Source organism: Methylophilus sp. 42, assembly GCF_000384155.1.
In the GTDB taxonomy this organism is placed as follows: Bacteria; Pseudomonadota; Gammaproteobacteria; order Burkholderiales; family Methylophilaceae; genus Methylophilus.
In genome coordinates, this window is record NZ_KB913031.1 from 1976301 (window position 1) to 1998299 (window position 21999).

General features: G+C 49.8%; 10 protein-coding genes. 9 read left to right on the top strand and 1 reads right to left on the bottom strand.

Translation table 11 applies throughout. The annotated features are described in order from the left end of the window. Window positions 1-51: 51 nt before the first annotated feature. The 4 genes from MET42_RS0109550 (at window position 52) to MET42_RS14395 (ending at window position 7174) form a co-directional block, all read left to right on the top strand. On the top strand, window positions 52-2787 hold the full coding sequence (locus MET42_RS0109550) for a PD-(D/E)XK nuclease family protein (protein ID WP_019882712.1): 2736 nt from the start codon (window positions 52-54) through the stop codon (window positions 2785-2787). After that, complete coding sequence (locus MET42_RS0109555; protein WP_019882713.1) at window positions 2784-6158, top strand: exodeoxyribonuclease V subunit beta; 3375 nt, start codon at window positions 2784-2786, stop codon at window positions 6156-6158. Before MET42_RS0109550 ends, MET42_RS0109555 begins: the two co-directional genes overlap by 4 nt. Before the next feature lie 6 nt (window positions 6159-6164). Beyond that, the gene (locus tag MET42_RS0109560) at window positions 6165-6827 is read left to right on the top strand and encodes an NAD(P)H-dependent oxidoreductase (protein WP_232411451.1); all 663 of its coding nucleotides are present in this window, start codon (window positions 6165-6167) and stop codon (window positions 6825-6827) included. Between the two features lie 155 nt (window positions 6828-6982). After that, window positions 6983-7174 carry a hypothetical protein gene (locus tag MET42_RS14395; RefSeq protein WP_033425681.1) on the top strand — a complete coding sequence of 64 codons (192 nt, stop codon included), beginning with the start codon at window positions 6983-6985 and terminating at the stop codon, window positions 7172-7174. Between the two features lie 180 nt (window positions 7175-7354). Here MET42_RS14395 and MET42_RS0109570 read toward each other — a convergent pair whose 3' ends face one another. Then, window positions 7355-7972: a DedA family protein gene (locus tag MET42_RS0109570; protein ID WP_019882716.1), complete on the bottom strand. Its 618-nt coding sequence runs from the start codon at window positions 7970-7972 to the stop codon at window positions 7355-7357. A 783-nt stretch (window positions 7973-8755) separates the two neighbouring features. Between MET42_RS0109570 and MET42_RS14400 the strand changes: the two genes are divergently transcribed. The 5 genes from MET42_RS14400 (at window position 8756) to MET42_RS15025 (ending at window position 21998) form a co-directional block, all read left to right on the top strand. Beyond that, a complete protein-coding gene (locus MET42_RS14400; RefSeq protein WP_198290093.1) occupies window positions 8756-13024 on the top strand; it encodes a calcium-binding protein in 4269 nt (1422 codons plus the stop codon). 821 nt (window positions 13025-13845) lie between these two features. Next, on the top strand, window positions 13846-15492 hold the full coding sequence (locus MET42_RS14465; protein WP_019882718.1) for a calcium-binding protein: 1647 nt from the start codon (window positions 13846-13848) through the stop codon (window positions 15490-15492). Continuing rightward, window positions 15468-15599, top strand: a complete 132-nt coding sequence (locus tag MET42_RS15055) for a hypothetical protein (protein WP_369751686.1) — start codon at window positions 15468-15470, stop codon at window positions 15597-15599. Before MET42_RS14465 ends, MET42_RS15055 begins: the two co-directional genes overlap by 25 nt. A gap of 316 nt (window positions 15600-15915) precedes the next feature. After that, window positions 15916-17733, top strand: coding sequence for a type I secretion C-terminal target domain-containing protein (locus MET42_RS15020; RefSeq protein WP_019882719.1), 1818 nt, complete (start codon window positions 15916-15918; stop codon window positions 17731-17733). Window positions 17734-17807: 74 nt separating this feature from the next. Beyond that, window positions 17808-21998: a type I secretion C-terminal target domain-containing protein gene (locus tag MET42_RS15025; RefSeq protein WP_019882720.1), complete on the top strand. Its 4191-nt coding sequence runs from the start codon at window positions 17808-17810 to the stop codon at window positions 21996-21998. The last annotated feature ends 1 nt before the right edge of the window (window position 21999 follow it).

Sequence of the window (21999 nt, forward strand, 5' to 3'; positions counted from 1 at the left end):
TATCTTATAAAATGTTGCGCTGAACATAATAATTCCTGCTGATATCTATTCATGACTCTTGCTGCCAATCCCGACACCGCACCTGTGGTTCTCTGCGCCTCGGCACGTCTGGCACAGGGCATCCGGCAATGGTTGCAGCAAACCTATCAGCAACAAGGCCAGTCACAATGGCAAGCGCCACAAGTATTCCCGTTGCAAGACTGGCTCAACCAGCGCCTGGAATACGCCATCTTGTGTGGGCAAATCGACATCGCACAAGCGCCGCTAGGCATGCTTTCCAGTACACAAGAAGCGCTGCTTTGGGAACAGGCGATTCAGCACTGTTTACGCCAGCATGCGGCTATCGATTTATTTAATACCAATGGCCTGGCCAGCGCGGCCATGGAGGCCAACCGCTACCTGATTGAGTGGAATATCAGCCTGGACATGGCGACAGTCAGCGAAGAAACACGGCAGTTTCTACAGTGGCGCCAGCAGTTCCAAACCTTATGCAAGCAAAGTGGCACTCTGGAAAGCGTGCGTTACCAGACCTGGCAGCTCGAACAACTCAGCCAGCATGTACTGCCCTTGCCTGCCAGCATACAAATGGCCGGATTTGATCGCATCAATCCGCATGTGCAGACACTCATCACCATACTGCAATCCGCAGGCGTGCAGATAACAACGTTTGACAACAGCGTGCCTGCACAACAGACACAACGCATGACATTTGCCGAAGCCATGGACGAAATGCGTGCGGCGGTGCATTGGGCACAGCAACAATTGGCCGCCGACCCGCAAGCAAAACTGGCCATTGTCCTGCCCGACCTGGATAGCCAACGCGAAACCCTGGCCAACCTGCTCGACGATACCTTCCACCCCGAAGCCCTGCATCCAGCGCAGGCAGAATCGCCACGCTGTTATGAGTTTTCACTCGGGCTGCCGTTGAGTCGCTGGCCGTTAGTGCATAGCGCACTGAATGTGCTGCGCCTGGCATTCCAGGCCACACCATTGCCACAATCCGAACTGTCTGCGTTACTGGCAGATATTTACTGGTCACAAGCACTCTATGAAGCCGACGCACGCGCCGCACTGGATGCCGACATGCGCCGCCAGTTGCCGCTGCAAGTCAATGCCTACACCTTTGCCCGCTTTGTGGCGCGCAAGCAGCAGGATGAATACCCGATTCTGTGTCCTGCATTACACGCAGACCTCACCAGCTTGTTAACGCAGGCCAAACAAACGCCGCGCAAGCAAGTCCCTTCTGCCTGGGTGGCAAGCTTTACTGAACTGCTGACAGCCACGCACTGGCCGGGCGAGCGCGGCTTATCCAGCCATGAACATCAATGCCAGACCAAGTTTAAAGCAGTATTGACGCAACTGGCGGCACTTGATGGCTGGTTGGGGCCTATTGATGCCATGAGTGCTTTGCACAGGTTATCGCAACTGTGTCAGGCGCAAATCTTCCAGCCGCAAACCGTGCGACTACCCAACATCACGGTCATGGGCATGCTGGAAGCCAGCGCACAGCCGCTGGATGGCGTATGGGTGATGGGCATGAACGACCATGTATGGCCGCCATTGTCACGCACCAACGCGCTGATCCCAGCTGAATTACAACGGCAGGCAGGCACGCCCAACGCCAGCAGCGAAGTGCAAATGGCGTTTGCCAGCCAGATTCACCAGCGACTGTTACGCTCGGCCAAACAAATCATTTTTTCATCGGCCCGCCAGGATGGTGACCGTTTGCTGCGTATGAGCCCGCTGATCCAGGCCATCCCGGAAATAACTGCCACCGCAGGGGCCTCCACGTTGGCAGAAACGCTGGCAGGCAATAGCATGCAAGACTGGCAATGGCTGGATGACCATCAGGCCCCGCCCATCCTGGAAGGCGAACATATCAGCGGCGGCACAGGTTTGCTGCGCGCGCAGGCGCTCTGCCCGGCCTGGGCGTTTTATCAATACCGCCTCAAGGCACGTAAACTGGAAACGCCGCATAACGGGCTGGATGCCATGCAACGCGGCGACCTGATTCACCGCGTACTGGCGGCGTTCTGGTCGCAGCAATCGACACTAGACTGGCAGGCCGTCAATATAGAAGCTTTAAAAGCCCAACTCGACCAGATTGCGGCTGAGGTCATCGCTGCGTTTAATACTGAATTCGCGCAACCGTTCTCTGTCGTGTTTTGCCAACTGGAAGCCGAGCGCCTGAGTAAGCTGGCGCTGACCTGGTTGTGGGAGGTGGAACGCGAACGTCCGCAAGCGTTCGCTGTGACCTCAGTCGAACAAGTCTACAAGCCGCTGATTGAAGGTATCCAGGTCAAACTGGTGATTGACCGCGTCGATACGCTGGATGATGGCCGCCTGGTGGTGGTGGATTACAAAACCGGTAGCATGCCCGACTTTAAAAACTGGGCGTCGGACAAAATCAGCGAACCACAATTACCGATTTATGCCGCCTTTCTGCTACAAGATGCCGACATTGCCGCCGTCTGCTTTGGCAAACTGCGACTGACCGATGGCGGCTTTGCCGGTGTTGCCGCCGAAGACGACATCGTGCCCGGCATCAAAGCCTTTAACCACGATAAGAGTAAATTGTTTGACCCTGCACAGTTCCCTGACTGGCCATCGGTGCTGGCGCATTGGCACACCCAGATTACGCGTACGGCGCAAGCACTCAAAGCGGGTGAAGCCGCCGTGGTATTTGAGTCGGAGCAAGATCTGGACTATTGCGATGTGCTGCCCTTGTTGCGTCTGCCAGAACGGCAATTGCAATTTGAGCACCTTCAGGCGGGAGGCACTGCATGAAAATGACTGAGTCTGACTTCCAGCAAGCGCTGGCGCTGGATGCGGCCAACCGTGAGCGTGCGCTGGATATCGAATCCTTTATTGTCGAAGCCCCGGCCGGTGCTGGTAAAACCGAGCTGCTGACGCAGCGCTTTCTCAAGCTGCTGCAAACGGTGCAGGCACCAGAAGAAATTATCGCCATTACTTTTACCAACAAGGCTGCGTCGGAAATGCGGGCACGTATCCTGGATAGCCTGTTGCTGGCCGCAACGGGCGTGCCGCCGGAAGCACCGCATAAACAGATCACTTACGCCCTGGGGCAACAGGCCTTGCAACGTTCAGCTGAGTTGCAATGGCATTTGCTGGAAAGCCCGGCGCGCCTGCGCATTTACACCATCGATTCGTTGTGCGCCAACCTGGCGCGCCAAATGCCCTTATTAAGCCGTTTTGGCACACAACCGGCCGTCACCGAAGATGCCTGGGCCTATTACCGTGAAGCGGCTGGCCTGGCGCTGCAAACCATGGATGAAGACGGCCTGGGCGAACCTGTGCGCCGTGTGCTGCGCTATATGGATAACGACCAGGCCAGGCTGGAAAGCCTGCTCATGTCCATGCTGGCCAAGCGTGAGCAATGGCTGCATTTAAGTCAGGCCAAAGACCATGCGCAGGCGCAAGCGGCCTTGATTTACCTGATAGAAAGCGAATTGCAAGCAGCGCTGACGGCCATCTCTGCCCGCCTGCAACAAGCACTGATGCCGATTGCGCGCTATGCTGCCAGCCAATTACCGCCTGAGCATGTGTTATCGGCTTTACTGGACTGGCAAATACCATTGACTGCCAGCATAGAAGACCTGCCCGCCTGGCGCGCGCTGACAGAGTTGCTGCTCACCAGTAGCGGTGGCTTGCGCAAACGGCTGGATAAAAACATGGGCTTGCCAGCGACCGACGAGGCCAAGCCCTATAAAGAAGCCCTGACTGAACTGTTGGCAGGCCTTTCCCAGCACAGCGACAGTGAACGTTACCTGGCACGCATCCGCCTGTTACCGGATGCTGACGGTGCAGACGACGCCATGATTCAGGCGCTGAGCCAGTTATTGAATATTGCTGCCGCGCAATTGTGGCTGTGTTTTCAGGCGCAAAATGAAGTCGACTTTGTCGAAATCGCCCAACGCGCGTTTCAGGCGCTGCAAGAAGGCGACGAAGCCACCGAGCTGGCCATGCGGCTGGATTACCGCATCCAGCATTTACTGGTCGATGAGTTTCAGGATACCAGCCCGATGCAGATCGACCTGCTCAAGGCGCTGACGCGCGGCTGGCAGCCGGGCGATGGTCGTACGCTGTTTGCTGTCGGCGACCCCATGCAGTCGATTTACCGTTTCCGCAAAGCCAATGTCGGCCTGTTCCTCAATGCCGCGTTGCACGGCATCGCCGATATTGCGCTGACACCGCTCAAACTATGGCGCAATAACCGATCTTGCCCGCCTGTGGTGGAATGGATCAACCAGACCTTTGCCGGCATGCTGCCAGCACACGATGCGCCACAGCAAGGCGCCATTGCTTACCGGCCATTTGTTGCCACGCGCGCCGAGGCCACAGGTGCCGGTGTATTTGTGCATCCCCTGATCACGCCAGTGAATAGCGAAGACGAAGAACCGGCCGATATCCGTCACCTGGAAGCCGAGCAGATTATCCGCATCATCCAGCAAACACGCACCGACAAACCTGGCGCCAGCATTGCCGTGCTGGTACGCGCGCGCAAACATTTGCATGCACTGGTGACGGAAATGCGCAGGAATCACAGCGAGTTAAGCTTTCAGGCGGTAGAAATTGAAGAGCTGGCCAATCGCCAGATTGTGCAGGACCTGCTCACGCTGACGCATGCGCTGCATCAACGCGCCGACCGCGTGCACTGGCTGGCACTATTGCGCGCACCCTGGTGCGGGCTGACGCTGGCCGATATGCATGCGTTGATTGGACAGGATGGCCAACGCAGTGCGCTCAGCCTGCTGCAAAATGAACAAGTACTCGCGCGCTTGAGTGAAGATGGCCAGGCGCGCGCCCGCCATGTGCGCGACGTGATGCAAAGCGCACTACACTGGCGTGGCCGCACCTCGGTCAGCCGTTGGGTGCATAACACCTGGCTGCGGCTGGGCGGCGCGCATTGCCTGTGGAATGAAAGTGATGTGCAGGATGTGCAGGCCTTTTTTGCCCGTATCGCCGCGTTAGAACAACACGGCCAGTTTAATCCGCAAGCACTGGCTGAAGATGTGCAAAAACTCTACGCCGCACCCGATGCCAAAGCAGATGCCAGTTTGCAGTTCATGACCATCCACAAATCCAAAGGGCTGGAGTTTGACACCGTGATCCTGCCCGGCCTGGATGGCAGCAATCCGCCTGACGACGCCAAACTGGTGATCTGGGAAGAAGTCCCCATGGAAAATGGCCATACCGAACTGGTCGCCGCACCGTTTGTGCCCACAGTGCTAAAACGCCAGCAGGCCAGCATCACCGCCTATGACTATTTAAACGACCTGGATAAAACCCGCGCCAGCTATGAAGATGCACGCGTGCTGTATGTGGCAGCGACCCGCGCCGAGCGGCAATTGCATTTACTGGGTGCCGCCAAGCCAGACAAAAGCGGCGAACCACAAGCACGCAAAAACAGTTTTTTGCACCTGCTCTGGCCTGCTATCCAGCCGTGGTTTACCAGCGAACACGATATCGTCAGCCGTTATCCCAGCGCGCAGCAAGAAGCCGATATTCGCCAATTTGTGCCCAAGCTGATCCGCTTACGCGAAGCCAGCACGCCAGCGATATTGCAGGCCAGCCAGCACGAAGCAAATACAGGCTATCAAGCAGAAGCCAGTGAAAGTAAGGCCAGCCGACTGGAGGCTGATATCGGCACTCTCGCCCATCTGTATTTGCAACTGGTGGCTGAACAAGGGTTAGCGGCCTGGCAAACGCATGAAAAAAATGCATTTCTGTCGCTGCATCCCCCTATGCAGCGTTGGTTTAAACAACAGGGTTATACGGACAGCGAAGCAAGCCAGGGTGCGAACCAGGTGGCAACGCTGTTAACAACCACGTTGCAATCCACAGAGGGGCGCTGGGTATTACAGCCACATACACAAGCCGCCTCAGAGTTAGCAATTGAGCAACTCAGCGTAGGTAAAAAGGTCATAGACCGGACGTTTGTCGCCGATGGCGTGCGCTGGATTGTCGACTATAAATCCATGCCAGTATCAGCCAAGGATGATCTCACCGTATTAGCCAGCACATTCAAATTGCAATTGGCTGACTATGCGCAGTTATTTCAGGCGGAAGGCCTGTCGGTCAAAACCGCAATTCTATTTTTAAGCACAGGCCAATTAGCGCCTGTTGAGATGCCCTAAGGAAACATGATGATAGAAAAACAAGCTATTTTGGACGCGTTTAACTTCCGCCATGCCTGTAAGGAGTTTGATGCCAGCAAACAGATTCCCGCCGCAGAATTTGAGTTGATTCTGGAAGCCGCCCGTCTCTCACCCAGCTCATTCGGTTTTGAACCCTGGCATTTTATCGTGGTGCAAGACAAGGCACTGCGCGAAAGCCTCAAGCAGCATGCCTGGGGCGCACCGCTCAAGCTGGATACGGCGAGCCATTTTGTGTTGTGTCTGGCGATGAAATCACCGTTCCTGGATGCAGATAGCCCTTACCTGCCACAATTTATGCGTGACGTGCAGCACCACCCGGAAGACATCGCCAATATGCGCCTGGGCTTTTACAAGCAGTTCCAGCAATCAGACTTTGACCTCACGGATGAACGAAAACTGTTCGACTGGGCCAGCAAACAATGCTATTTGCCATTGGCAAATATGATGACGGTGGCTGCCATGCGCGGCATAGACTCATGCCCGATTGAAGGCTTTAAACAAAAAGAAACTGACGCCCTGCTGGCAGAGCAATTCGGCGTTAATTTGCAAGAGTATGGTTTGGCTTATATGGTCGCCTTTGGTTACCGTAAACACGAGCCGAAAGCGAAAACGCGTAGAGCCTTGTCGCAAGTGGTCACTTGGAAGTGAGTGCGCTCTGTGATTGTTCAAATACCAACCCACAAGACGCCGCTCACCTGGGTACACCATTTAAATTGTTAAATCGTTGGCCTTAAAGAGCTATTTAAATCTCTTGCCTAGCTTTGATAGAGTCTTATTTCAATATCAATTCAGTGGGGTGATGGATGAAATCTGTATTATCAAAGGTATTCGCTTGCAGTGCACTCATGTTGGCAAGTGTGGCTGCCAACGCCACTGTAGACCCTTCGACCCCAATGCATGTGACTGTGCATGCAGACCTCAGCCTGTTAGCGCTTGTAGCCGTTGCGGATGATGATCAGGCTGACAGCTCAGAGGCAGAAACTATGCTCGCCTAAAAGCTGCAAGTACTGGCATGGTGTCGCGTAGTAGATGACGCAGACAATCATGTTGGTGCGCTGCTTAAATAAAAAGGCCGGTTAACGGCCTTTTTACTTTTTCACACGTAGTTACCTACAACACCAAGGTGTCCAGTTCTAATTCCCACAGAACTTTTGTGACTGTTTGAAACTGACTGATTACGCTGCCTCGTTTTTGAAATGCCTGCGCACATACCAGGCCAAGAACACCACGCCCAAGGCAGCAATCACGTAATGTGACTCATGGAAATAGACTTTCAAGTCCTCCCAATGCTCGCCTGTTTTCATGCCAACATAACCAAGCACAAAACACCAGATCAATGACCCCACAAAGGTGTAAAGCACAAAGCGCGTCATATTCATACGTGCCACACCCGCCGGGAAAGCGATAAATGTACGCACCGCAGGCAGCAAGCGCGCGATGAAAATAATGATCTCGCCATGACTCTCAAACCAACGGTCAGCCATATCAAGGTCTTTCTTGCTGATCAACACATACTTGCCATATTTTTCCGCTAATGGACGGCCACCGTACAAGCCCACGTAATACGCCGGGATTGATCCGACCACACAGCCTACAGCACCGGCCAGGGCTATGCCCCACAAAGTCAGATCACCCTTGCTGACCAGAAAACCGGCAAATGGCATGATAATTTCTGAAGGTAATGGGATACAGGCAGACTCAATCGCCATTAGTAACACGATGCCACCATAGCCCATATTGGCAATGACAGCGATAATCCAGCTCGCCACGGCGGCTAATAACTTTTCTAGCATTTAAACTTACCTAATCAACTCTTTATGCGCAATATAACAGTTTAATAAAACAAGACAAACGGACTATTGTGATTAATTGTAAATCCCTGTATTGTCATGCAAAAAAACAAACAGGGAAAAACAATAATGCAGGTGCAATTTAACCAATGGCAGTCTATTAACTTACAAGACTTTTCTAATAGCTTTGGCGACATCACAGATTCAGTTAAAGACACTGATAACACACTGACAAGCTTAGCATCCCAGTCAATTTACTTTTATGATGGTAGTAATAGCACAGGCTACGGAAGTTGGGGCAGCTATGATATTTCTGTAAAAGGAAGTAACTTTTTAGGTAGTTCGCCTAGAGCTACTTACGTAAAACTCACGGACTCTGGTGAAAAATATGAGTTCAACGGAAGCATCAATATATCGAACACAGTCTGGGGTTACGTTATTAATGGCGGTACGTTTAGCTCGCTTACACATTCTGATGCTGCTGTAACTGACTATATTATCAAGGGCTCATTTACATACTCGCCCACATTTAATAACTCCATTAATGGCGGCACAATTACGTCCGCAACAGTTAATCCATCAAGTGGAAAGCTGACGCTAACTGGAACACTTAACATTGATTCCAACGAGGTAATTACCAGCGGAACAATTAGCTCAATCAGTTATACCTCTCCAGATGGCAAAAGCTTCAGTATCAGCAATGCACTGATTGATGCTGCAGACCTGCAATCAATACTGCAAGGTGCCGGTTCCAGTACAGACTTCTCAACATTAAGCAGCTTCTTATTGAGTAGCTCATACTTAACAGGTAATGACACAATTATAGGTGATAGCCAAAACAACACTCTTGATGGTGGCGCAGGCGTAGACAAACTCATCGGTGGCGCTGGTGATGATACCTACATCGTTGACCTCGTTCGTACAGGCACAACCCCAGCTAACTTCAAGGTCGCTCTGCAAGATACCATCACTGAAGCCACCAATGCAGGCAGTGATACCGTGCAACTGCGCTTACTCAGTGGCACAGACTTCAGCACCATGGCCAATGCAACTACCCTCACCCTCGGCGCGAACCTCGAGAATCTGAATGCCTCAGACACAGGCTCTACCAAGCTCAACCTCACAGGTAACGCACTCGCCAACACCCTCACAGGCAATGATGCTAACAATATCCTTGATGGCGGCGCTGGTGTAGATACTCTTATCGGTGGTCTCGGTGATGATACCTATATGCTTGACCTCAAGGTCTCTGCTGGCAACATCGTGTTTGATGACTCTATCACAGAACTCGACGGCAATAACGAAGGGATCGATACCATCAAACTACGTGGCACAGCTACGCTTGCCACAGCAGCAACTCTCACCCTAGACAATGACTGGGCTAACATTGAAATCCTTGATGCTTCTGCTACAGGCTCAACCAAGCTCAATCTCACAGGCAACAACCTGGGCAACACACTGATCGGCAATGCCGCCGCGAACATCCTGACCGGGGGTACTGGCGACGACACCCTTAACGGCGGCGCCGGAATCGATACTATGATCGGTGGGGCGGGCAATGATACATACATCGTCGATAACATCGCTGATATCGTGACCGAAGACTCTAACGAAGGCACTGACCTGGTCAAAGCCAGCGTCAGTTACACGCTGGGCGCAAACATTGAGGACCTGGAACTGACTGGCGCCGCTGCCATCAATGGCACCGGTAATGGTTTAGATAACGTCATCACAGGGAATGCTGGTAACAACGTTCTGGATGGCGGTGCAGGTGCTGACAGTATGGAAGGTGGCAAAGGTAACGATACCTATATCGTCGATGATGAAGATGATGAAGTCATTGAAGCTGCAAACGGGGGTACTGACCTCGTTAAAGCAAGTGTCGATTATGAACTCACTGACTTTGTCGAAAACCTGACGCTTACCGGCAATGATCATATCAATGGCACTGGCAATGCGCTGGCAAATACCATCACTGGCAATGCCGGCAATAACATCCTCGATGGTGGCGATGGCGTAGACAAACTCATCGGTGGGGCGGGTGATGATATCTACATCGTCGACCTCATTCAGACCGGTACCAATGCCGCTGCATACAGGGTCGCACTGCAAGACACCATCACTGAAGCTGCCAATGCCGGCAATGACACCGTCAAGTTACGTGGTAACTTTGATCACATTAACGCAACCACTCTCACCTTGGGCGCTAACCTCGAGAACCTTGATGCTTCTGCAACAGGCTTAACCAAACTCAACCTCACTGGCAATGCACTCGCAAATACTCTCACAGGCAATGATGCAGATAACATCCTTGATGGCGGCGCTGGGGTAGATACCCTGCAGGGTGGCGAAGGTAATGACACCTACATTTTGGACCTCAAAGCCACAGCCGGAATTCTTTCGATTGAAGATGCAGTAGAAGAATTTAATGGCACAACTGATGGCATTGATACCATCAAGCTGCGTGGTTCAGCTACGCTTGCCACAGCAGCAACTCTCACCCTGGATAATGACTGGGCCAACATCGAGATCCTTGATGCTTCTGCTACAGGCTCAACCAAGCTCAACCTCACAGGTAACAACCTGGGCAACACACTGATCGGTAATGCCGCCGCGAACATCCTGACCGGGGGTACTGGCGATGACACCCTTAACGGCGGCGCCGGAATCGATACTATGATCGGTGGGGCGGGCAATGATACATACATTGTCGATAACATCGCTGATATCGTGACCGAAGACTCTAATGAAGGCACAGACCTGGTCAAAGCCAGTGTCAGTTATACGCTGGGCGCAAACATTGAAGACCTGGAACTGACTGGCGCCGCTGCCATCAATGGCACCGGCAACGATGATGCAAACATCATTACAGGCAATGCAGGCAACAACATCCTCGATGGCAAAGGTGGCATTGACTCCTTACGTGGTGGCAAAGGCAACGATACCTATATCGTCGATGATGAAGATGATGAAGTCATTGAAGCTGCAAATGAAGGCACTGACCTCGTTAAAGCCAGTGTCGATTATGAACTCACTGACTTTGTCGAAAACCTGACGCTTACCGGCAATGATCATATCAATGGCACTGGCAATGCGCTGGCAAATATCATCACTGGCAATGCTGGCAATAACATCCTCGATGGTGGCGCTGGTGTAGACAAACTCATCGGCGGGAATGGTGATGACACCTACATCGTTGATCTCGTCCGCACAGGCACAACCCCAGCTAACTTCAAGGTCGCTCTGCAAGATACCATCACTGAAACCGCCAATGCAGGCAGTGATACCGTTCAACTGCGCTTACTCAGTGGCACTGACTACAGCACCATGGCGAATGCAACTACCCTCACCCTCGGTGCGAACCTTGAAAGATTCGATGCTTCTGGCACAGAATCTATCAAACTAAACCTCACTGGCAATGCACTCGCAAATACTCTCACAGGCAATGATGCAGATAACATCCTTGATGGCGGCGCTGGGGTAGATACCCTGCAGGGTGGCGAAGGTAATGACACCTACATTTTGGACCTCAAAGCCACAGCCGGAATTCTTTCGATTGAAGATACAGTAGAAGAATTTAATGGCACAACTGATGGCATTGATACCATTAAACTACGTGGTACAGCTCCCCTCTCCACAGCAGCAACTCTCACCCTGGATAATGACTGGGCTAACGTCGAGATCCTTGATGCTTCTGCTACAGGCTCAACTAAACTGAATCTCACTGGCAACAACCTGGGCAATACCCTGATCGGGAACGCTGCTGTCAACATTCTGACTGGCGGCACAGGCGACGACACCCTTAACGGTGGTGCTGGTGCTGACTCCATGATCGGCGGCGATGGTGATGATACTTACATCGTCGATAACATCGCTGATATCGTGACCGAAGACTTGAATGAGGGCACTGACCTCGTCAAAGCAAGCGTCAGTTATACACTGGGCGCAAACATTGAGAACCTGGAACTGACAGGCACCGCTGCGATCAATGGCACAGGCAATGGTTTAGATAACGTCATCACAGGTAATGCTGGTAACAACATCCTCGATGGCGGCGCTGGTGCGGACACGCTCATCGGTGGCAAAGGCAACGATACTTATATCGTCGATGATGAAGATGATGAAGTGATTGAAGCTGCAAATGAAGGCATTGACCTCGTTAAAGCAAGTGTCAGTTATACACTCTCAGACAACGTTGAGAACCTCACTCTGACTGATGGCTCAGCAAACGGTGGCACCGCCGCCCTGAATGGCACCGGTAATGCCCTCGCAAATACCATCACTGGCAATGCAGGCAATAATATCCTTGACGGTGGTGCTGGTGTAGACAAACTCATCGGTGGCAATGGCGATGATACCTACATCGTCGACCTCGTACGTACAGGTACGGCTCCTGCTAACTACAAAGTGGCACTGCAAGACACTATCACTGAAACCGCCGTCGCAGGCTCTGGTACTGACACGGTCATATTGCGTGGCTCCTTTACTGAACCAACCACCTTTACTACTCTCACCATCGGTGCCAATCTTGAGAACCTCGATGCCTCATTCACAGGTTCAACAAAGCTCAACCTCACAGGTAATGCTCTGAACAACACCCTGATGGGCAATGATGCTAACAACATCCTCGATGGCGGCGCAGGTAACGACATCCTCATCGGAGGCAAAGGCAGTGATACGCTGAAAGGGGGGCTAGGCGCTGATGTTTTCAAGTGGGGTGCCGATGACTTAGGCCCTGCTGGAAATATCTCCAACAGTACAGATACGATCACTGACTTCTCAGTCACTCAAGGTGACCAACTGGATTTAAGAGATCTGCTCGTAGGCGAGACCGAAGGCAACATCTTCGACTACATTAGTGTAGAGGCTGCGGGCTCTTCAACTGTGCTACACATTAGTACAACTGGTCAGTTCACTGGCGGCAGCTATAACGCTGGTGAAGAGGATACTCGCATTATTTTATCCAATACCAATTTATTAATGGCAACTGGACAGAGCACATATGAGCTTGCAATTCAGCATATGATTACTAATCAATCACTATTGATTGATTAGTAATAAATTAGGCAATCTAGCTCAAAATCTATTACTACCTAAAGATTGATGAGCTAGATTGCCAATCTTGTAGCATCTGGTATACAAGAAATAAAAACTATTATGTAAATCCAGAAATAAGTATGGCGACTGATTTCTGTTATCAATTGCATATTGATAGTGATGAGATTATATGTCTATGTCGCTTAAAAATAATTTTGCTCTATCAAGAAATTCATAGTGTCGCAGCATGGTTCTTGTTAAATATATAAACCATATTTAACAACAATAACTAACAGGGAAAAGAAAAAATGAATATCCAGTATTCAGGATGGGAGTCCATACTACTCAGTAACTTTAGCAGTGCCCTATCAACAAATGCCCAAACGCATTACACGTTATTTGCCGTGGTCGATATTGAATACATGGCTTTTAGCGATTGGCAGGCAACAAATACATACGCTTCTGGAACTGAATACAGTACGGGCTACCAATATACGCTTACGGGTAATCACTTTATCGATGACACCCCCCTGCTTACAATTAAAACAATATCGTTGACCTCACTATCCAGTAACGAGAACTTTATACTTTCAAGTCCTGGCGTAACCGCAAACTACAATAATGGCTCTATTACTGGCGCCATTAATAAATTTGAATATACTAACTTTACTACTGGGGAGTCTTATAGTATCTCGGGAAGCTTTGGGGTCAGCGCAGATGGGGCAGTACTTAAAGCGGGTACAATAACCTCTCTAATCTACTCATCTAATTCAGTCGACTCGTATTCTATAAAAGGCAGCTTAACAACTAATTCAAACGGTGAGATTTCTGGCGGAACATTGAATGAAATCACATTCATAGACTCTTCAGAACATACCTTAAAGGCTAGTGGCTTTTCGATTAGCTGGACACAGTTCGTATCGTTAACTAGCGGACATTCATCTCTTTCAGATCTATTTTCCTATATTAACTCAGAGTCAAATCTAGCTGGCAATGATTACATTCAAGGTGGGGATGAAGCCGATAATTTATATAGCGGCGCGGGTAACGACACACTCGATGGCGGCGCTGGTGCGGACACGCTCATCGGTGGCAAAGGCAACGATACTTATATCGTCGACGATGAAGATGATGAAATCATTGAGAACTTCAACGAAGGCACTGACCTCGTTAAAGCAAGTGTCAGTTATACCCTCTCAGATAACGTTGAGAACCTCACTCTGACTGATGGCTCAGCAAACGGTGGGACCGCAGCCATTAACGGAATTGGTAATGCGCTGGCAAACACCATCACCGGCAATGCTGGCAATAACATCCTCGATGGTGGCGCTGGTGTAGACAAACTCATCGGCGGGAATGGTGATGACACCTACATCGTTGATCTCGTCCGCACAGGCACAACCCCAGCTAACTTCAAGGTCGCTCTGCAAGATACCATCACTGAAACCGCTCTCGCAGGCTCCGGAACTGACACAGTCATATTGCGTGGCACCTTTACTGAACCGACCACTTTCACTACCCTCACCTTAGGTGCAAACCTCGAGAATCTGAATGCCTCAGACACAGGCTTAACCAAACTCAACCTCACAGGCAATGTACTCGCCAACACTCTCACTGGCAATGATACTAATAACATCCTTGATGGCGGCGCTGGTGTAGATACTCTCATCGGTGGCCTTGGTGATGATACTTATGTGATCGATATCAAGACCTCAGCCGGAAGTATTTTGATTGAAGACACAGTAACCGAACTCAATGGCACAACTGAAGGTATCGATACCGTTAAACTACGTGGCACCGCGACTCTAGCGACAGCTGCAACACTGACTCTGGATAATGACTGGGCTAACATCGAGATCCTTGACGCTTCAGCCACTGGATCAACCAAACTCGACTTGACCGGCAACAACCTGGGCAACACTTTAATTGGGAATGCTGCAGCTAACATCCTGACCGGTGGTACTGGCGACGATATCCTTAACGGTGGTGCAGGCGCAGACACCATGATCGGTGGTGATGGCGATGATACTTACATCGTCGATAATATCGCTGATATCGTGACCGAAGACTCTAATGAAGGCACAGACCTGGTCAAAGCCAGTGTCAGTTATACGCTCGGTGACAATGTAGAGAACCTGGAACTCACAGGCACTGCCGCCATCAATGGCACCGGCAATGATGATGCAAACATCATCACAGGCAATGCAGGCAACAACATCCTTGATGGCAAAGGTGGCATTGACACCCTCATCGGTGGCAAAGGCAACGATACCTATATCGTCGACGATAAAGATGATGAAGTGATTGAAGCTGCAAATGAAGGCATTGACCTCGTTAAAGCCAGTGTCGATTATGAACTCACTGACTTTGTCGAAAACCTGACGCTTACCGGCAATGATCATATCAATGGCACTGGCAATGCGCGCTGGCAAATATCATCACCGGCAATGCTGGCAATAACATCCTCGATGGTGGCGCTGGTGTAGACAAACTCATCGGCGGGAATGGTGATGACACCTACATCGTTGATCTCGTCCGCACAGGCACAACCCCAGCTAACTTCAAGGTCGCTCCTGCAAGATACCATCACTGAAACCGCTCTCGCAGGCTCCGGAACTGACACAGTCATATTGCGTGGCACCTTTTACTGAACCGACCACTTTCACTACCCTCACCTTAGGTGCAAACCTCGAGAATCTGAATGCCTCAGACACAGGCTTAACCAAACTCAACCTCACAGGCAATGCACTCGCCAACACTCTCACTGGCAATGGATACTAATTAATCATCCTGAGCGGCCGCTGGTGGCTGAGATACTCTCATCGGTGGCCTTGGTGATGATACTTATGTGATCGATATCAAGACCTCAGCCGGAAGCATTTTGATTGAAGACACAGTAACCGAACTCAATGGCACAACTGAAGGTATCGATACCGTTAAACTACGTGGCACCGCGGACTCTAGCGACAGCTGCAACACTGACTCTGGATAATGACTGGGCTAACATCGAGATCCTTGACGCTTCAGCCACTGGATCAACCAAACTCGACTTGACCGGCAACAACCTGGGCAACACTTTAATTGGGAATGCTGCAGCTAACATCCTGACCGGTGGTACTGGCGACGATATCCTTAACGGTGGTGCCGGGATCGATACCATGATCGGTGGTGAGGGTAATGATATCTATATCGTCGACAATATAGCCGACCAAGTCATTGAGAACGACAATGAAGGTATAGACTGGGTCAAGACAAGTGTCAGCTATACACTGAGCAACTATGTCGAGTTCCTTGAACTGACAGGAACTTCCGCCATTAATGGTACCGGTAACGATCTGAACAACTTCATCAAAGGTAATACAAGCAACAATATCCTTAATGGTGGTATTGGTGGCGATATCATGATCGGTGGCAAAGGCAACGATACCTATATCGTCGACGATGAAGATGATGAAGTGATTGAAGCTGCAAATGAAGGCATTGACCTCGTTAAAGCAAGTGTCGATTATGAACTCACTGACTTTGTCGAAAACCTGACGCTTACCGGCAATGATCATATCAATGGCACTGGCAATGCGCTGGCAAATACCATCACTGGCAATGCCGGCAACAACATACTCGACGGTGGCACTGGTGTAGATAAACTGATTGGCGGCAATGGCAACGATATCTACATCGTTGACCTCATTAAAACAGGCTCAACGTTAGCTAACTACAAGGTTGCGTTGCAAGATACCATTACTGAAACTGCGGCAGTTGACTCAGGGACTGACATTGTGAAGCTACGACTGCTCGATGACGTAGTGTATAACATGAACAATGCAACTACATTGACACTGGGCGCGAACCTTGAAAGACTCGATGCTTCTGGCACAGAATCTATCAAACTCAACCTTACAGGCAATGCACTCGCAAATACTCTCACAGGCAATGATGCAGATAACATCCTTGATGGCGGCGCTGGGGTAGATACCCTGCAGGGCGGCGAAGGTAATGACATCTACATTTTGGACCTCAAAGCCACAGCCGGAATTCTTTCGATTGAAGATACAGTAGAAGAATTTAATGGCACAACTGATGGCATTGATACCATCAAGCTGCGTGGTTCAGTCACACTCACCGAGGCCACAACCCTATCACTGGATGGTTCCGCCGCTATTACGTGGTCTCATGTTGAGAACATAGATGCGTCTGCTACCAAGTCAACCAAGCTCAACCTGACTGGAAATGAATTTGACAACACGCTGACTGGCAATGCTGCTGCCAACATTCTCGATGGCGGTATGGGTAATGACACCCTGAATGGTGGGGCTGGTAACGACACCCTGATTGGCGGATTGGGCAATGACACCTTAACAGGTGGTTTGGGTGCAGATGTATTCAAATGGACTACAAGCGATTTGGTGGCACCAGGCGATATTTCTAACAACACTGACACAATCACAGACTTTTCTATTGCTCAAAAGGATCAACTAGACCTGAGAGATATACTGACTGGCGCGTCAAATCTAGAGAGTTACCTGGATATTGTATTTGAGAATGGTTCAACGCATATTCGCATTAGTTCAACTGGTGAATTTGCTGACGGTACTTATGACTCGACTAAAGAAGATGCGCATATTGTTTTATCTAACATTAACTTGTTTACTGCGACAAAAACGGCAGCAGGCAATGACGCTCAACTGATCGGCTATCTGACTCAAAACAATTACCTACTGATCGACTAAAGACTGAACCACCTTGTAATACGAGAGAATGCCTAAAAACAGCGTTCCCTCCTCATTGAGTTATTAGAGCTACTATGACCGTCCCTACCCCTTATACCACTAGTGATATTACAATTTTTGATGCTAGCGCCAGTTCAAGCAACGCCTATATCAATGTGTTGTTGCTAGGTAACAAATGGGGTGGATCTATCGGCAGCGGGGCCACGGTTTACTATAGTTTTCCATTCTCTCGCAGCGACGAATATTGGTCTCAAGACTTTATTAATGGCTACGGAGTTTTTGACCCAATATCAGACCCTACGCCAGATTACGTCTCGCTGACACCATTCTCCAGCAGTCAACAAAATGGTATCACGCTAGCGCTAAATGCCTGGGCCAATGTCGCCAACCTGGACTTTATTAAAGTTGATGAAACACCTACCACTGTAGGTGATATCCGCTTTGGGTTTACTAGCGATGGATTGATGTCACCGGAGTATTATGCTTATACCTATACGGTTAACGCTGCCTTATATGACTACTCTTCAATTTTCCCTTACACCAGGAGCGGGGATATCTGGTTTAACGATGACCAATCAGCCTCTCCTGATAATACCTTTGAAGTAGGTACCATAAGCTATTTTGCTGGATTACATGAAATCGGACATGCACTAGGCTTAGACCATTCCTTTGCTGAAGAAGATGGGGAGATCGGGTTACCGGCCAAAATTGACTATATTCAATATACAGTCATGAGCTACTCAGATCGCCCCGGACTTCGTTATGATGGATTAAATGAATATTATCCAACGACCCCCATGCTGTATGACATTCTGGCAATACAGCATTTATACGGTGCTAACAACAGCTATAACGCCGATGATACCGTGTATGAGTTTTCCTCATCGCAACATTATTACGAAACCATTTGGGACGGCGGCGGAAACGACACGATTAAGTACACATCGTCTACCGGGGGAGTGATTAACCTTGAAGCAGGCGCTTTCAGCCGCCTAGGCCAAACCTTTAAAGTAGGCCCAAACAACGCAACTGTGCAACAAGATAATATTGCAATTGCTTTCAATGTCGTGATTGAAAATGCCATTGGTGGCAGCGGTAATGACAAAATCACAGGCAATAGTGCCGACAATCATTTACAAGGTGGCACTGGTAATGACACGCTTGATGGGGCGGCTGGTAATGACATAATTGACGGTGAAGACGGTGTAGATAAACTCATCGGCGGCGCTGGCGATGATACCTACATCGTTGACCTGATTAAAACAGGCAAGAATGCAGCAAGCTACAAAGTCGCCCTGCAAGATACCATTACCGAAGCAGCCAATGCAGGCACTGACACAGTGCAACTCAGATCGCTTGGCAGCATAGATTACAGTGACATGGAAAATGCCACTACCCTCACCCTCGGTGCTAACCTTGAGAACCTTGATGTTTCTGCTACAGAAGATATCAAGCTCAATCTCACAGGCAACTCACTCGACAACATCCTCACCGGTAACGATGCCGATAACATCCTTGATGGCGGTAAAGGCATTGACACCCTCATTGGTGGCGCTGGTAATGACACTTATATCCTCGACCTCAAGGTCTCAGCTGGCAACATCGACTTTGATGACACGATCACTGAAGACAACGGCAGCACTGAAGGAGTCGATACCGTCAAGCTCCGTGGCACCACTAATCTTGCCACAGCTATTGATATCTCACTTAACCTTTGGACCAATATTGAAACCCTTGATGCCTCTGCCACAGGCACCACTAAGCTAACCCTCAAAGGCAACGACGAAGACAATACGCTGATTGGGAATAACGCAGCTAATATACTCGAAGGTGGTTTAGGTAACGATATCCTTAATGGTGGCGCAGGCGCAGACACCATGATCGGTGGTAAGGGCTGGGATACTTATTACGTAGATAATATTAAGGATGTGATTGTCGAGTTGGAAAATACCGATCATGTTCTGGCAGACGAAGGCATCGATACCATTCTCTCATCCATTAGCCTTTCACTTGCCAATTATGACAATGTTGAATACCTCACCCTGCTTGGCAAAGCCAATTTGAATGCAACAGGTAACGATGGCAGCAACTTGTTGATCGGTAACGCCGGCAACAACATTTTAGATGGTGGTGGCAACCGGGATGACATGCAAGGTGGCGCGGGTAACGATACCTACATTGTTGATGATGTTAACGACCAAGCCATTGAAACGATTGCAGGTGCCGCTGGCGGCATTGATATCGTCTTGTCATCGGTCAGCTTTTCACTGAACTACAACGTTGAGAATCTCACGTTAACAGGTACAGAAAACATTGATGGCTATGGTAACGAATTAAACAATACTATTAGGGGCAATGCAGGCAATAATCGGTTAGGCGGTGGCGGGGATGGCTCAGACACACTGATTGGAGGGGCTGGCAATGACATCTATGAGGTGACTTATTTATTTGCGAGTAGCGCGAAACCAGTGACACAAGATACTGTTATAGAGAGCCTGAATGCTGGTATAGATAGCATTATTCTCTCTGCAGCAGGCAATAATAGCCTCATGAACAAATACCTCATGCCACTCAATGTAGAGAATTTAGATGCAACTAACACCTATGGCGCATTCTCCCACCTTATCGGCAACAACTTGGCCAACTACATCATTGGCAATGACTACTCCCATATTTTTGATGGTGGTGCAGGCATAGACACCTTAGTAGGCGGAAACATTAGTGACACATACATTGTGGACCTTGTTACCAATATCCACGCGGGAGTCACTACAGCGGCATTACAAGATATTATCATTGAAGATGCATCAGGTGACGGCAGTGACACGATTCAACTAAGAGGCAACGTTAAGCTCACAACGGCTACGACTCTTACTCTTAGCGCTGGCCTGGCCAACGTAGAAAACCTGGATGCAAGCCTGACTTCGTCTAGCAAACTCAACCTCACTGGCAACGATGCAAATAATGTCCTGACCGGGAATGATGCAGCAAATACATTAACAGGTGGCTTTGGTAACGATCTCCTTAACGGCGGCGCCGGGATCGATACCATGATCGGTGGCGATGGCGATGATACATACATCGTCGATAACATCGCTGATATCGTGACCGAAGACTCTAATGAAGGCACAGACCTGGTCAAAGCCAGTGTCAGTTATACGCTCGGTGACAATGTAGAGAACCTGGAACTCACAGGCACTGCCGCCATCAATGGCACCGGCAATGATGATGCAAACATCATCACAGGCAATGCAGGCAACAACATCCTTGATGGCAAAGGTGGCATTGACACCCTCATCGGTGGCAAAGGCAACGATACCTATATCGTCGACGATAAAGATGATGAAGTGATTGAAGCTGCAAATGAAGGCATTGACCTCGTTAAAGCCAGTGTCGATTATGAACTCACTGACTTTGTCGAAAACCTGACGCTTACCGGCAATGATCATATCAATGGCACTGGCAATGCGCTGGCAAATATCATCACCGGCAATGCTGGCAATAACATCCTCGATGGTGGCGCTGGTGTAGACAAACTCATCGGCGGGAATGGTGATGACACCTACATCGTTGATCTCGTCCGCACAGGCACAACCCCAGCTAACTTCAAGGTCGCTCTGCAAGATACCATCACTGAAACCGCTCTCGCAGGCTCCGGAACTGACACAGTCATATTGCGTGGCACCTTTACTGAACCGACCACTTTCACTACCCTCACCTTAGGTGCAAACCTCGAGAATCTGAATGCCTCAGACACAGGCTTAACCAAACTCAACCTCACAGGCAATGCACTCGCAAATACTCTCACAGGCAATGATGCTAACAACATCCTGGATGGCGGCGCTGGTAACGATATCCTCATCGGAGGCAAAGGCAGTGATACGCTGAAAGGTGGTCTTGGTGCAGATGTATTCAAGTGGTCATTAGACGATGCTGGCACTGCGGGAGACATTTCTCAGAGTACAGATACCATTACTGACTTCTCATTTACACAAACAGATCAGCTTGACCTGAGAGATCTGCTGATCGGTGAATCGACTGGTAATATCCTTGATTACATTGATATCGTCATGCAAGGCAGTTCAACTCATATTCGTATCAGCTCAACCGGCAATTTCACAGGTGGCGCGTATAACACAACAGAGGAGGATGTGCGCATCGTGCTATCTAATACCAACCTGTTTAATGCCACTAATTCAGCTACGGAAGCAGAGCTTGTTGGATACCTGATTAACAACCCGAATCAAACCCTACTAATCGGATAAA